Here is a 13,283-nt window from a genome sequence, read left to right on the forward strand (position 1 = left end):
GGCGGCTTGAGCCAGACTAACCCCGAGGACCGACCCACGCGGAGAGACCTCCCCGAGCGTGTCGCGCGTGCCGGATGCGGTAGCGGATCCGGGCTCACACGCCGACACACGGACCGGTCCGCGGAGACCGCCCGCCCGGCATCGTGCCCCCGCTCGGCAGGTAGCGTGGCCGGACGTGACCGCACCTGACCCCGTGGACATACGTCTGCTGACCTTCATCGCCGAGACGGGCCGCGCAGCAGTGCACGAGATCGCAGGTCACCTCGGCATGGACGTCCGCGACGTCGCCGCGCGATTCGCGGCACTGTCCACCAGCGGGCTCCCCCTTCTTGTCGGGGTGGAGTGTGATCCCCAGGGCATTCGCCACGCCTTGGCCACCGCCGGTGCATGGGGGCATCAATCCAGCGGCCCGTACCCGGTGGGCCCCGGGGGTTCCCGCCCCGCCGACCCGCAGTCCGGTGGCTTCAGCGGTGGACATCCCGTCCACAGCGGGCCGAGCGGTCCCCATCCCAGCGGCCCCTACCCGAGCGGTCCCTACCCCAGTCAGAGCGGCCCGCATCCGGGCAAACAGCCCGCCGCCCAACAACCCGCCGCTCCGCAGTCCCCGCCCCAACCGCTCGGCCCCGGTGGCTTTCCACCCGGTAGCGGTCCGGTCCCGCAGCAGGCTCCCGGACCGAATCCTGCTCCCCCGCAAGCGGGGCCGCACCAAGCGGGGAGCACCTGGGGGCCACCCGGTTCGGCCTCATGGGTCCGCGGGAACAGTCAGGCGGCCGCAGGTGCCCCGGCGGCCCAGCAGACACCATCTCCTCCGCCGCCTCCACCTCGCAGCGGTACCGTCGGCAGCACGCTCGAGATCGAGGGACTCGAGGGTGAGCGGATCGGCATCAAACTGGTGGAGGTGGTCGATCCCGCCGACTTCCTGTTCAGCGCCGCCGGTCATGAGCTGCAGGAAGGGCAACGGGCCGTGGTCGTGCACACCGAACTGACCAATGGCGGGGTGATGCCGTTCACCTCGCTGCCGGACCTGTATCTGGTATTGGTGGCAGAGGACGGTTCGGCGATCGCCAAGGCTCCGATGTCGTTGTCGTCCCGTCCACCCCACCAAATCGGGGTTTCCCCCGGTGAGACGGCAGGCGGGCACACCGTCTACGTATTGTCGGAAAGCACCACGCTCTCCGCAGTACGGTGGATGCTGCGGCCCGGCGACGGACCACGCACCCTCACCTGGGACATCACCGACCTCTAGGGGTTTTCCCGACTGTCGTGCGGTGATGTCGAGGGCGCGCACCGAGGATCCGCCCGCCCGCGTCGCCTGACGTCGGGGCGCAACGTATCGGAGACCGACCCTGGGATGTGATCACGATCGATGTCGTCGGCCTGCTGAACGGCGCCATGGGATCGCCGTGGCTCTATCTCGCGGTCTTCGTGTTCGTGGCCATCGACGGGTTCTTTCCCACCATCCCCGGCGAAACACTGGTCGTCACCTCCGGGGTGTTCGCCGCGTCCGGCAACCCGAACCTGCCGGCGGTCATCGCAGTGGGTGCCCTGGGGGGCTTCGTGGGAGACCACGTGTCGTACGCGATCGGCTATACCGCCGGTGGCCGGCTGATCGACCGGATGCGGCCCGGATCCCGCAAACGTAAGCCCTTCGACTGGGCAAGCAGGGCGCTGCACGAACGCGGCGGCGGCGTGCTGGTCATCTGCCGGTTCATTCCCGGATGCCGTACGGCCGCCACCCTGACGACAGGATCGGTCCGCTTCCCACGCGCCTCGTTCGCCCTGTTCACCGGCATCGGAGTCACGTGCTGGGCCACCTACTTCACCCTGGTCGGCTACGTCGGCGGAATCACTTTCCAGCGCCAACCGCTCCTGGGCGTGCTGCTCGGCATCGGCATGGCGATGGTGGTCGCCGGAGTGATCGAAGGTGTCCGCCACCTCCGCAGTAGACGCTTATCGGCGGACCTGTCGGAAAATCCGGACTCCTCGGAGGAAACCTCCACCACGGCCGTGCGGGACTGAGTTCCGACGGATTTCCCCGTGCGGCGGACCGACTTGGTAGAGGCTCCGGCAGTTCCTACTGCCGGAGCCTCTAGTGGTCCTGTTCGCGCAGCAGGTCCAGTGCGTGCTGCAGATCGGGCGGATAGTCGCTGTCGAAAGTGACCCGGCGTCCGTGGCCGGGGTGTTCGAATCCGAGCGAGTACGCGTGCAGCCACTGCCTGGTGATGCCGAGCTTGCGGGCCAGCGCCGGATCGCCACCGTAGGTGAGGTCACCGACGCAGGGATGCTTCATGGCCGAGAAGTGCACCCGAATCTGGTGGGTACGCCCCGTTTCCAGCTTGACGTCGACCAGGGAGGCCGCGCGGAAGGCCTCGACCATCTCGTAGTGCGTGACGCTTTCCCTGCCGCCGGTGACCACGGCGAACTTGTAGTCGTGGCGCGGATGCCGGTCGATCGGCGCGTCGATCGTGCCCTTGCTCGGGTCCGGATGGCCCTGCACCAACGCGTGGTAGTGCTTGTCCACCGTCCGTTCCTTGAAGGCGCCTTTGAGTGCCGAGTAGGCGTACTCGCTCTTGGCCACGACCATGACACCGGTCGTTCCCGCATCGAGACGGTGCACGACTCCCTGGCGTTCCGCCGCGCCGGAAGTGGCGACCCGGATTCCGGCTGCCGCCAGACCGCCGAGCACGGTCGGCCCCTCCCAGCCGGGACTGGGGTGCACGGCGACACCGATCGGTTTGTTCACCACGACGAGGTCCTCGTCCTCGTGCACGACCGTCATCCCCTCGACCGGCTCAGGGGTCACCTCGGCCGGTTTCTCGGCCGAAGGCAGGTCCACTTCCAGCCAGGCCCCGGCCAGCAACCGGTCGGATTTTCCGGCCGGCGCCCCATCGACGCGCACGTCGCCGGATTCGGCCAGCGAGACGACAGCGCTGCGGGACATCCCGAGCAACTTGGCCAACCCCGCATCGACGCGCATTCCGTCCAGTCCGTCGGGCACGGGCAGCGTCCGCGATTCGCTCACTGCTTGTCCTCATCCGCGTCGTTATCCGCGTCGCTGTGGCCATCGTTCTTGCCGCTCTGCTCGGCAGGCCGCTGCTTGCTCCTGCGGTGGTGCACCGTGCCGTCGTAGTCGTATCCCAGCAGCGACAGCAGCACGACCAGAATGCCGCCGCACACGATCCCCGAGTCCGCGAGGTTGAAAACCGGCCACACGCTGCCGTCCGGGGCGAACACCGACAGGAAGTCGATGACGTGGCCCCGCAGTGGCGCGGGTTCCCGGAAGATTCGGTCGACCAGGTTGCCGGACGCCCCGCCGAGCACCAGGCCGATTCCGACCGCCCAACCGGTCGAGCGCATCTTCGGCGCCAGCCAGATGATGACACCGACAACCACGATCGCCAGCAGGGCCAGCAGCCAGGTCAAGCCGGTGGCCAGGCTGAACGCGGCACCAGGATTACGGAAAAGCACCAGGTATAAAGCACCACCCAGCAGCTTGACCGGCGGCTCACCTTCCAGATGCGCCACCGCCAGGCTCTTGGTGACGATGTCGAGTGCCAGCAGGACGCCGGCGATGCCGAACAGCAGGCCCAGCACGCGTCGGCGGTGGGGTCCGGGGCGGGATGGCGATTCCTGCGTCTCCTCCGGCGCGGAGCCATGCTCGGACATGGCGCGCTCGGGCTGCTCGGGTTCGGACTGTTCGGTGCTCACAGCGGCCATTGTCCCCGAACCCGCACACGCCGTTCGCATCGGCCACACTGGGTGCAGCGGCACGGTCACACAGCAGGAATCCGGGACAAACCGATTCGGCGTCGGCCCGCACGGCCAAGCGCGACATGCTGCCGCACCGATAACCTGGCCAGGTATCCGCTTGCCGACCCGAAACGAGGGGACGTAATGACCGATCAGGCACACATCGGTGTGACCGGTCTCGCCGTGATGGGACGCAATCTCGCCCGTAACTTCGCCCGGCGCGGGTACACGGTCGCGCTGCACAACCGCAGACGCGAACGAACCGACGACCTCATCGAGCAGTTCGGCAGCGAGGGCACCTTCGTGCCGACCTACTCGCACCGGGAGCTCGTCGATGCACTCGAACGTCCGCGCCGCCTGGTCGTGATGGTCAAGGCAGGACAGCCCACCGATGACGTCCTCGACGAACTGGCCCCACTGCTCGACTCCGGCGACATCCTGGTCGACGCGGGCAACGCCAACTTCGAGGACACGCGGCGCCGGGAAGCGGCCCTGGCCGAGCGCGGCCTGCACTTCGTCGGCTCGGGTGTCTCCGGCGGTGAGGAAGGTGCCCTGCACGGTCCCAGCATCATGCCCGGAGGTTCGGAAACCGCGTACAGCGAACTGGCGCCGCTGCTGGGTGACATCGCCGCGAACGTCGACGGCACCCCGTGCGTGACCCACGTCGGCCCGGACGGAGCAGGCCACTTCGTCAAGATGGTGCACAACGGCATCGAGTATTCCGACATGCAACTGATCGCCGAGGCCTACGATCTGCTCCGGCACGGCCTCGGCCGGGAGCCCGGTGCCATCGCCGAGACCTTCCTGCACTGGAACACCGGGCGGCTGGACTCCTACCTCATCGAGATCACCGCGGAAGTCCTGGGACACACCGACTCACGAACCGGCAAGCCGTTCGTCGATGTCGTACTCGATCAGGCGGAGCAGAAAGGTACCGGCAGGTGGACGGTGCAGTCCGCCCTGGAGCTGGGTACCCCGGTCAGCGGGATCGCCGAGGCGGTATTCGCGCGTTCGCTGTCCGGCCACGCCGAATTGCGCGAGGCCGCCCAGGGGTTGCCGGGTCCGAGCGGCTCCGGCGTTCCCGAGGACGAGGCCGACCGGTTCGTCGCCGACGTCGAGCAGGCGCTGTACGCATCGAAAATCGTCGCCTACGCCCAGGGCTTCAATCAGATCCAGGCGGGCAGCGCCGAATACGGCTGGAACATCGATCTCGGCGCGGTCGCCGCCATCTGGCGCGGTGGTTGCATCATCCGAGCCGAATTCCTGGACCGGATCCGTGCCGCCTACGAGGCGAACCCGACACTGCCGACCTTGCTCACCGACACCGGCTTCCAGCAGGCTCTGGACGAGGCGCAGGACTCGTGGCGCCGTGTCGTGGCCACCGCCACGAGTCTGGGCATCCCGGTCCCCGGTTTCTCGACCGCTCTGGCCTATTACGACGCGTTGCGCGCTTCCCGGCTTCCCGCAGCGCTGGTGCAGGGTCAGCGAGATTTCTTCGGCGCGCACACCTACCGGCGCACCGACAGCGAAGGGGTGTTCCACACCGAGTGGGCTGCCGACCGCACCGAACACGAAGCCTGAGGCGGGAGTGAACGGAACTTTCCCCCGCATCGACGGGACGAAAGCTCCGTTCACTCACTTCGTAGCCGGCTCAGACCTTCGCCACCGAGACCGCGATGTCGGTGCCGTCGCCGACACTGCCCGCGAAGGCGGAATCGGGCCGTTGCGCCATGGACAGCTCCACGGCGTCGGCCAGTGTCTCCCCGGCGAGGAATTCGCGGTGCGCGCTGACCGCGTCGAGCACGTCCTGCGGCGCGTACAGCGTGGTGGTGATCCGGTCCGAGACCTCCAGACCGGCCTCGCGCCTGGCCTGCTGCACCACTCGGACCACATCGCGGGCCACGCCTTCGGCGGCCAACTCCTCGGTGACCTCGGTATCCAGCACCACCATGCCGCCACCACCGGGTAGGGCCGCGGCGGCACCGGGATCGGTAGAGACCAGCCGCTCGGTGAACTCGCCTTCGTGCAACTCGATTCCCGCGGCGAGAACGTTGCCACCCGGGGTACGGCTCCACTCACCCGACTTGACCGACTTGATGACCTTCTGCACGTCACCACCGAGCCGGGGACCTGCCGCACGAGCATTGACCGAGACCTCGAAGTGGCCGTGTGCGGCCACATCCGTGGTGAGCTCCACGTCCCGGACGTTGACCTCGTTGCGGATCAGGTCGGTGAACGGTTGCAGCGACTCCGCCTCCGGTGCGGCCACCACCAGCTTCGCCAGCGGCAATCGCACACGCAGCTTGTTGGACTTGCGCAGTGCCAGCGCGGACGAGCAGACCTGACGTACCTGGTCCATGGCCTGCACCAGAGCCGCATCGGCGGGCAGCTCGTCGACCAGCGGCCAGTCCGCCAGGTGCACCGAACGGCCGCCCGTCAAGCCGCGCCACACGGCCTCGGCAGTCAGCGGCAGCAGCGGGGCCACCACGCGACTGGTCACTTCCAGAACGGTGTGCAGCGTGTCGATCGCATCCCGGTCACCGGACCAGAAGCGATCCCGCGACCGCCGCACGTACCAGTTGGTGAGCACCTCCAGGAATTCGCGCACCGCCGCGCACGCACCCGCGAGGTCGAAGTGATCCATCGCATCCTGCACGTCGCTGACCAGCTCATGGGTCTTGGCCAGGATGTACCGGTCGAGCACGTGCTGACTGTCCGCACGGGAACGACCCTCCAGCCCCTCGGCATTGGCGTACAGCGCGAGGAAGTACCACGAGTTCCACAGCGGCAGTACCGCCTGGCGCACCGCGTCCCGGATGCCCTTCTCGGTCACCACCAGGTCGCCACCGCGCAGGATCGGGCTGGACATCAAAAACCAGCGCATTGCATCCGATCCGTCACGGTCGAAGACCTCGTTGACGTCCGGGTAGTTGCCCTTGGACTTCGACATCTTCAGCCCGTCGTGACCGAGCACGATGCCGTGCGCGACGACGTGGGAGAAGGCCGGACGGTCGAACAGCGCCGTGGCCAGCACATGCAGCGTGTAGAACCAGCCGCGGGTCTGGCCGTTGTACTCGACGATGAAGTCGCCCGGATAGTGATGCTCGAACCACTCGGCGTTGGCGAACGGGTAGTGCACCTGCGCGAAAGGCATCGACCCGGACTCGAACCAGCAGTCCAGCACCTCGGGAACCCGCCGCATCGTGGCAGCCCCCGTCGGGTCGTCCGGGTTGGGCCGGGTCAACTCGTCGATGTTCGGCCGGTGCAGATCGCTCGGGCGCACTCCGAAGTCGGCCGCCAGCTCGTCCAGGGAGCCGTAGACGTCCACCCGGGGATGGGTCGGGTCGTCGGAGACCCACACCGGGATCGGCGATCCCCAGTAGCGGTTGCGCGAGATATTCCAGTCGCGGGCGTTTTCCAGCCACTTGCCGAACTGGCCGTCCCGGATGTGGGCGGGCACCCAGTCGATCCGCTGGTTGAGCTCGACCATGCGATCACGGAACTGGCTGACCGCCACGAACCAGGAGGACACCGCGCGCTGGATCAGTGCGTTGTCGCAACGCCAGCAGTGCGGGTACGGGTGGTCGTAGGTTTCGTGCCGCAGCAGCAGGCCCGCACCCTTCAGGTCGCGGATGATCTGCTTGTTCGCCTCGAACACCTGCATGCCCGCATAGGGTGGCACCTCGTCGGTGAACTGGCCGTGGGAGTCCACCGGGACCACGGGCTCGATGTCGGCCGCGTCGGTGACGACCTTGTCGTCCTCACCGAAAGCGGGGGCGATGTGCACGAGCCCCGTACCGTCGTCGGTGGTGACGTAGTCCGCGGCGAGGATTTGATGGGCATTGGCGCGGCCGGTGAAGAAGTCGAACGGCGGCGTGTACCGGCTGCCGAGCAGCTCGGTTCCCGGGAACCGTGCGACGACCCGGTCGGTGATGTCCTCGCCCAGCTCCCGCGCATAGGCACCGAGCCGCGCTTCGGCCACGACATAGCGCTCACCGTCGTGCTCCGATTCCACGAGCACGTAATCCACATCCGGATGCACGGCGGCCGCGAGGTTGGACGGCAGGGTCCACGGCGTCGTCGTCCACACCAGGGCCAGCGCACCGTCGAAAGGTTTGCCCGGTGCCTGCAGCCGCAGGCCCACGGTCACAGCAGGATCCTGCCGCTGACGGTAGACGTCGTCCATGCGTGTCTCGGTGTTGGACAGTGGCGTTTCGCAGCGCCAGCAGTACCAGACCACCCGAAAACCCTCGTAGACCAACCCCTTGTCCCAGAGGGTCTTGAACGCCCACATGACGCTTTCCATGTAATCCAGGTCGAGCGTCTTGTAGTCGTTGTCGAAGTCCACCCAGCGTGCCTGGCGGGTAACGTACTCCTGCCACTCGTCGGTGTAGCGCAGCACCGAGGACCGGCACGCCTCGTTGAACTCGGCGATGCCCATCGACTCGATCTCGGACTTCGCCGAGATCCCGAGTTGCTTTTCCGCCTCGACCTCGGCGGGCAGACCGTGGCAGTCCCACCCGAAACGACGCTCCACCCGATGCCCACGCATGGTCTGGTAGCGCGGCACCGCGTCCTTGACGTAACCGGTCAGCAGGTGTCCGTAGTGCGGCAGGCCATTGGCGAACGGGGGCCCGTCGTAGAAGACGAACTCGTTCGAGCCGTGCGGCCCCGGTTCCCGCGCCTCGACACTGGCCTGAAACGTCCTGTCCCTGGCCCAGAAGTCGAGAACCTCGCGTTCGATGCCGGGAAACGACGGCTGTGCGGCGACTCCGCCGCCCGCGGGGTTCTCCGGGTTCTCCGCCGCGGAATCATCGTTCGTGGTCGCGCCACTGAAGGGAACCTTCGGGTAAGCCATCGCGGATGCGCTCCTCGTGGGTGTGTCGTCTGCTACGCCGCACGAACATCGACGATCAACGCTCGATGCCCACACGGGGACGCCACGCTCGCGCTCGACCGTCAAACGATCGATCGCCCACGTCTCGCGGTACCACCCCGTTTGCCGCACGAGGACCGGAGCCCGGGGCGATACACCTCGAGCCGGCACCTGTCGTACAGCCGCTCGTTACGGGCTGTGACGGGCCCACCCGTCCGGTTCTACTGAGGCGAGAACAGCTCGCCCGTTCTTCCGGAGGCTCCCCGGTGATAGCCGGATCAACACCGTGCTGACACCAGAATAACCCGTCTCCGCCACTGCTTTTCCCGCCGGGGTGAGCCGCCGAACCTCGAAGGGCGGCTTCTACCACCCAGCCTGCCCGGCACGAACCTGCCCAGGGTGATTTTTGCAGTTTCGCGCGAAACTGCAAAAATCACCCTGACGTGGGGATCATCCGGGAGTGCGCCGGTGCGCCGCCAGTGTCGCGTCGGGTTCGCAGTATCCACAGGGGGTGAAGCCGAGCTCGCGCGCTTCGCGGACGGGAAGCGGAATCGTGTCGTACCGACTCGCCCAGCCACAATCCTCGAGGTGATAGCGCGGCCGTTCGTCGATCACGGCCACCGGCGTTTCCAACTCCGAGACCACGAGCACATCGGCCGCGTCGGTGTCCTCCTCCGCGGGCTCACCGCCCACGTCGATTCCCACCGCACTGTCTCTTGCCGCAACGTCGCCCACCTGAGCCGATTCCGGCGTATCGGCGGTTTCCCGCCACTCGTCGACGCCAGGCCGCTGCGTTTCCCTCTCCGGCACCTCCGCCGGTCCGGGCTCTCCGCCCGTCCCGGTGGCCGCGCTCCCCAGCGCATCGCGGGAGTGACGCCCACGGCGCCCGGGATGACGGACACGGCCACGGGCGCTCGCCACGACCAGCACCACGGCAGCGAGGGTACTGAGCACCACCGAGCCCCACGCCCACTGTGGATGCCCGGTGACCACCGCACCGACAAGGACGCCACCGGCCGCGACCACCAACAGCAGGACCACGAACAACACGTCTGCTCACGCCTTCCCGGTCACGCCTTCCAGCCGGTCGTCCGAGGTGCCATCCGGGCGATATCGCCACCCGCATACATCACGAGAGCCGGTGAACGGCGTGCAGGGCGGGGAGAACACAGTCACCACCGCCCTGCCGCAACATCGGCGATGTCAGCCTGCTTCCGCGGCCCGTGCCCCGAAGCTGTACCCACTGCCGCTTTGCTGCCCGGAGGATCGGCTGCCGTTCCCGTTCTCACTGGGTGCGGCCGAACCCCGATCCTGCAACTCGCGCAGTTGCGATTCGAGATAGGTCTGCAGGCGTGTGCGGTATTCCCGCTCGAAGGTACGCAGTGTCTCGATCTTCTTTTCGAGCGCGTTCTTCTCCTGTGTGATGTTTCCCATCACCTCGGCATGCTTGCGCTGAGCGTCACGCTCCAGCCCCGCGGCCTTCTCCTTGGCCTGCCGCTCCAAGGTCTCGGCCCTGGTCCGCGCGTCATTGAGCATCGTCTCGGCCCGGGTGCGGGCATCGTTGACCATGCTGTCGGACTTGGTGCGGGCATCGGAGAGCAGCTGCTCGGACTTGGTGCGGGCTTCCGAGAGCATCCCGTCGGACTCGGACTTGGCCTCCCCGGTCAGCCGGTCGGCCATCTCCTGCGCGAGACCGAGCACCTTGGCTGCCTGCACATGCTGGTCGCCGCCGGGAGAGGTCTGCTCAGCCGAGGTCGGAGGAGGCACCGGCGCGAGCCTGCGCGGCTCCTCGGTCGAAGCCTCGGCAGCCGGCGCGGGGGCCGGGGTCGACGTCGTGGCGGACGAGGTCGAAGGTGCCTGGCTGCGGGCATCATCGAGGTCGACCTGCGCGGACTGCAGCTGCGACTCCAGCTGCTCCACCTGGTTCCTCAGGTCGCCGTTTTCCTCCACCAGTCGGGCAAGCTCGGCCTCGACCAGGTCGAGGAACGCGTCCACCTCGTCCTCGTTGTAGCCCCGCTTGCCAATCGGGGGTTTGCTGAACGCCACGTTATGAACGTCGGCGGGGGTCAAGCCCACAAGATCACCTCACGCACTCCTCGGCTGCGAGTCGTCCGGGTTCCCCGCTACCCGGGCCGAACCAGTCCCATCAAGATGTACAGGACCAGCAGCAGCACCATAATCGATAGGTCTAGCCCGACGCCGCCAATCCGGACGGTCGGGATCACCCGCCGCAATAAGCGAACGGGTGGGTCGGTCACTGTGTAGATGCTCTCCAACGCGATTGCAACCCCACCACCGGGTCTCCAGTCGCGGGCGAACGCGCGGACAAGCTCCACCACGATACGCGCTATGAGTAGCAACCAGAAGAAGAACAGCAGGTAATACAAGACGATCCGGACCGCTTCCACGACTCAACTCTGCACCACTCACCCGTAGTTGAAAAAGGCGCCCTCCGCGAGGCGACGTTTGTCCTCGGCAGCGACGTCGACATTGGGCGGTGAGAGCAAGAACACGCGGTTGGTCACCTTCTCGATCGAACCCCGCATGGCAAAGGCCAGACCTGCGGCGAAGTCAACCAGTCGCTTGGCATCGGCCTCGTTCATCTCGGTCAGGTTCATGATCACCGGTGTGCCTTCGCGGTACTGCTCCCCGATGGTCCGTGCCTCGCTGTAGCTACGAGGATGCAAGGTTGTGATCTTGCTCAAGTTGTAGTGGCTTCCGGTGTCACTCACCGCGCGCAACCGCGATGCCTGCTCCCGATGCGGGTCCACAGCCAGCGAGCCTCGGACCGGTGTTTCCGACGACCACTGGCGACGGGAACGTCCCTGACCGCCGTCCCCCTGGTTACCGATCGAATCATCACCGTGCTGGCTCTGATGGGATCCCTGCTGACCACCACGAACCCCGTCCCCGAAACGGCGTCTGCCACCGATCCGGTCCGGCGCCGCGTCGTAGTCCTCGACGTCCGCACCGTATCCGTCGTATTCGGAGTCGTCGTACCCGTCGACTTCCTCGGCCGGGACCATGCCGAAATAGGCTTTCAGCTTGTGCAGCGCGCTCATCGGCAAGCCCCTTCCTTCGCGACTCCTTCGCGCCAGGTACCAGCGACGGCCGACTCTCGACCCCCGTTGACGGCTACGGTGAGACTAACCGGCGCCCACCCAGCAATCCTGTTCCGACACGCACGCGGGTCGAACCGTGTGCTACGGCACTCTCCAGATCGCCACTCATTCCCGCCGAGATGTGTTCAGCTTCGGGAAAGTCGTGGCGCACTCGCTCGGCAATTCGAGAAAGAGTGGCGAATGCCACATCAGGATCACCCTCCAGGGGGGCGACAGCCATCACGCCACGGAGTCGAATCTCATACATTCGATTGATCATTTCGGCAAGTCGTGGCACCTCTTCGGGTGCGCACCCACCCCTGCCGGTGCGCTCGTCCAGGTTCACCTGCACGAGTGCGTCGAGCGGATCCTGTCGCTCTCCCACCTCCAAAGCCTGCCCCGCTGCCCGTTGCAGCGCTTCGGCGAGCCGCGGACTGTCCACGGACTCGACCACGTCGGCCCAGCGAACCACCGACCTCGCCTTGTTTCGCTGCAACTGCCCGATCATGTGCCAGCGTACGCCCGCGCGCGGACGGAGCGTGTCGAATTCGGCCACTTTCGTCCGTGCTTCCTGCTCACGGTTCTCGGCGAGCGCGGTGACTCCCAGATCGGCCAACAGGGCCGCATCGCCTGCCGGGAAGGTCTTGGTCACGGCCAGCAGCTCGACTTCCTCGGCCTGTCGCCCGGCAGCACGGCAGGCCGCGTCGATACGTTGCCGGACCTCCCGCAATGATTCCGCGATCTCGGCACGCCGCTGCCCGTTCGTGTCCGTATCGGATGGGCTCGTCACTGCTGTTCCTCCGGTTCGGCCCAGATCACCGCCGCGAGCCGACCGGTACGCGGCCCGTCCCGCCGATGGCTGAACAGCTCGGGCGACTCCACCGTGCATCGTGGATCAACCCCGATCCGCGATACTCCGGCGGCGGCGAGCTGTTCCCAGAGCCCTGCGCGAACGTCGAGTCCGCTGGTGCCGCTGCGGGTCTTGCAGGCGCTTCCCGGAAGGTGCCGCTCGACATCGGCCTGCATCTCGGGCGGCACCTCATAGCACTCCCCGCACGCAGCCGGGCCGAGCAGTGCCTCGATCCGCTCGATCCGCGCTCCGGCTTCCTGCATGGTTTTCAACGCGTTCACGAGGACACCGATTCGTGCACCGACACGTCCGGCATGCACGGCGGAAACCACGCCGCTGTCCGGGTCGCCGAGAAGCACGGGGACGCAGTCGGCCACGAGTGCGGCCAAGGGGAGACTCGGCACTGTCGTCACGAGCGCGTCGGTCGCTTCGACCGGAGTCGTGGTCGGGCCGTCGACGAGAGTGGCCGTTCGACCGTGGATCTGCTCCATCCACACCAGGCGGTCCGGACCGAAGCCGATCCCCTCGGCCAGCTTGCGCTGGTTCGCTGCCAGCGCGGCCGGATCGTCTCCGACCGTGCCGCCCAGATTGAACGAGTCGAACGGTGGCCGGGAGTGGCCACCCTCCCGTGTGGTGATCACGCGACGAATCCGCACTACAAGCCCTCCCGCAGGCACCCGAGAAACGCATCGCCGAAAACCGCGCC

Annotated in this window: 12 protein-coding genes; 3 read left to right on the top strand and 9 right to left on the bottom strand. The window is 67.1% G+C overall.

Translation table 11 applies throughout. The features are described 5' to 3' along the window. Positions 1-175 precede the first annotated feature (175 nt). A complete protein-coding gene (locus tag JOF55_RS03590) occupies positions 176-1,246 on the top strand; it encodes an Lrp/AsnC family transcriptional regulator (RefSeq protein WP_310269521.1) in 1,071 nt (356 codons plus the stop codon). A gap of 107 nt (positions 1,247-1,353) precedes the next feature. After that, complete coding sequence (locus tag JOF55_RS03595) at positions 1,354-2,019, top strand: DedA family protein (protein WP_310269526.1); 666 nt, start codon at positions 1,354-1,356, stop codon at positions 2,017-2,019. A 70-nt stretch (positions 2,020-2,089) separates the two neighbouring features. Here the strand turns inward: JOF55_RS03595 and JOF55_RS03600 are convergent, their stop codons facing one another. After that, positions 2,090-3,022: an RluA family pseudouridine synthase gene (locus JOF55_RS03600; protein ID WP_310269529.1), complete on the bottom strand. Its 933-nt coding sequence runs from the start codon at positions 3,020-3,022 to the stop codon at positions 2,090-2,092. After that, a complete protein-coding gene (gene lspA / locus JOF55_RS03605) occupies positions 3,019-3,717 on the bottom strand; it encodes a signal peptidase II (RefSeq protein WP_374727214.1) in 699 nt (232 codons plus the stop codon). The genes JOF55_RS03600 and lspA overlap by 4 nt, the downstream gene beginning before the upstream one ends. Before the next feature lie 177 nt (positions 3,718-3,894). Here lspA and gnd point away from each other — a divergent pair, with 177 nt between their 5' ends. Further along, positions 3,895-5,331 (top strand): NADP-dependent phosphogluconate dehydrogenase, encoded by a 1,437-nt coding sequence (gene gnd, locus JOF55_RS03610; protein WP_310269535.1) that lies wholly within the window; start codon positions 3,895-3,897, stop codon positions 5,329-5,331. A 70-nt stretch (positions 5,332-5,401) separates the two neighbouring features. Here gnd and ileS read toward each other — a convergent pair whose 3' ends face one another. The 7 genes from ileS to pgeF all read right to left on the bottom strand — a co-directional run bounded on the left by ileS (position 5,402) and on the right by pgeF (position 13,218). Further along, a complete protein-coding gene (gene ileS / locus JOF55_RS03615) occupies positions 5,402-8,608 on the bottom strand; it encodes an isoleucine--tRNA ligase (protein WP_310269538.1) in 3,207 nt (1,068 codons plus the stop codon). A gap of 468 nt (positions 8,609-9,076) precedes the next feature. Beyond that, the gene (locus JOF55_RS03620) at positions 9,077-9,676 is read right to left on the bottom strand and encodes a hypothetical protein (protein ID WP_310269540.1); all 600 of its coding nucleotides are present in this window, start codon (positions 9,674-9,676) and stop codon (positions 9,077-9,079) included. Between the two features lie 153 nt (positions 9,677-9,829). Next, a complete protein-coding gene (wag31, locus tag JOF55_RS03625; protein ID WP_310269543.1) occupies positions 9,830-10,702 on the bottom strand; it encodes a DivIVA-like cell division protein Wag31 in 873 nt (290 codons plus the stop codon). 47 nt (positions 10,703-10,749) lie between these two features. Next, positions 10,750-11,034, bottom strand: a complete 285-nt coding sequence (locus JOF55_RS03630; RefSeq protein ID WP_310269546.1) for a YggT family protein — start codon at positions 11,032-11,034, stop codon at positions 10,750-10,752. Positions 11,035-11,052: 18 nt separating this feature from the next. Continuing rightward, the gene (locus tag JOF55_RS03635) at positions 11,053-11,688 is read right to left on the bottom strand and encodes a cell division protein SepF (RefSeq protein WP_310269549.1); all 636 of its coding nucleotides are present in this window, start codon (positions 11,686-11,688) and stop codon (positions 11,053-11,055) included. 73 nt (positions 11,689-11,761) lie between these two features. Then, the gene (locus tag JOF55_RS03640; RefSeq protein ID WP_310269553.1) at positions 11,762-12,517 is read right to left on the bottom strand and encodes a YggS family pyridoxal phosphate-dependent enzyme; all 756 of its coding nucleotides are present in this window, start codon (positions 12,515-12,517) and stop codon (positions 11,762-11,764) included. Continuing rightward, positions 12,514-13,218, bottom strand: coding sequence for a peptidoglycan editing factor PgeF (pgeF, locus tag JOF55_RS03645; RefSeq protein WP_310269556.1), 705 nt, complete (start codon positions 13,216-13,218; stop codon positions 12,514-12,516). Before pgeF ends, JOF55_RS03640 begins: the two co-directional genes overlap by 4 nt. Between the last annotated feature and the right edge of the window lie 65 nt (positions 13,219-13,283).

This window comes from Haloactinomyces albus (genome assembly GCF_031458135.1).
Lineage (GTDB): Bacteria > Actinomycetota > Actinomycetes > Mycobacteriales > Pseudonocardiaceae > Haloactinomyces > Haloactinomyces albus.

Coding starts and splice junctions, on each gene's coding strand:
- lspA (WP_374727214.1), bottom strand. CDS start 3,717: ATGGCCGCTGTGAGCACCGAACAGTCCGAACCCGAGCAGCCCGAGCGC.
- gnd (WP_310269535.1), top strand. CDS start 3,895: ATGACCGATCAGGCACACATCGGTGTGACCGGTCTCGCCGTGATGGGA.
- ileS (WP_310269538.1), bottom strand. CDS start 8,608: ATGGCTTACCCGAAGGTTCCCTTCAGTGGCGCGACCACGAACGATGAT.
- JOF55_RS03635 (WP_310269549.1), bottom strand. CDS start 11,688: ATGAGCGCGCTGCACAAGCTGAAAGCCTATTTCGGCATGGTCCCGGCC.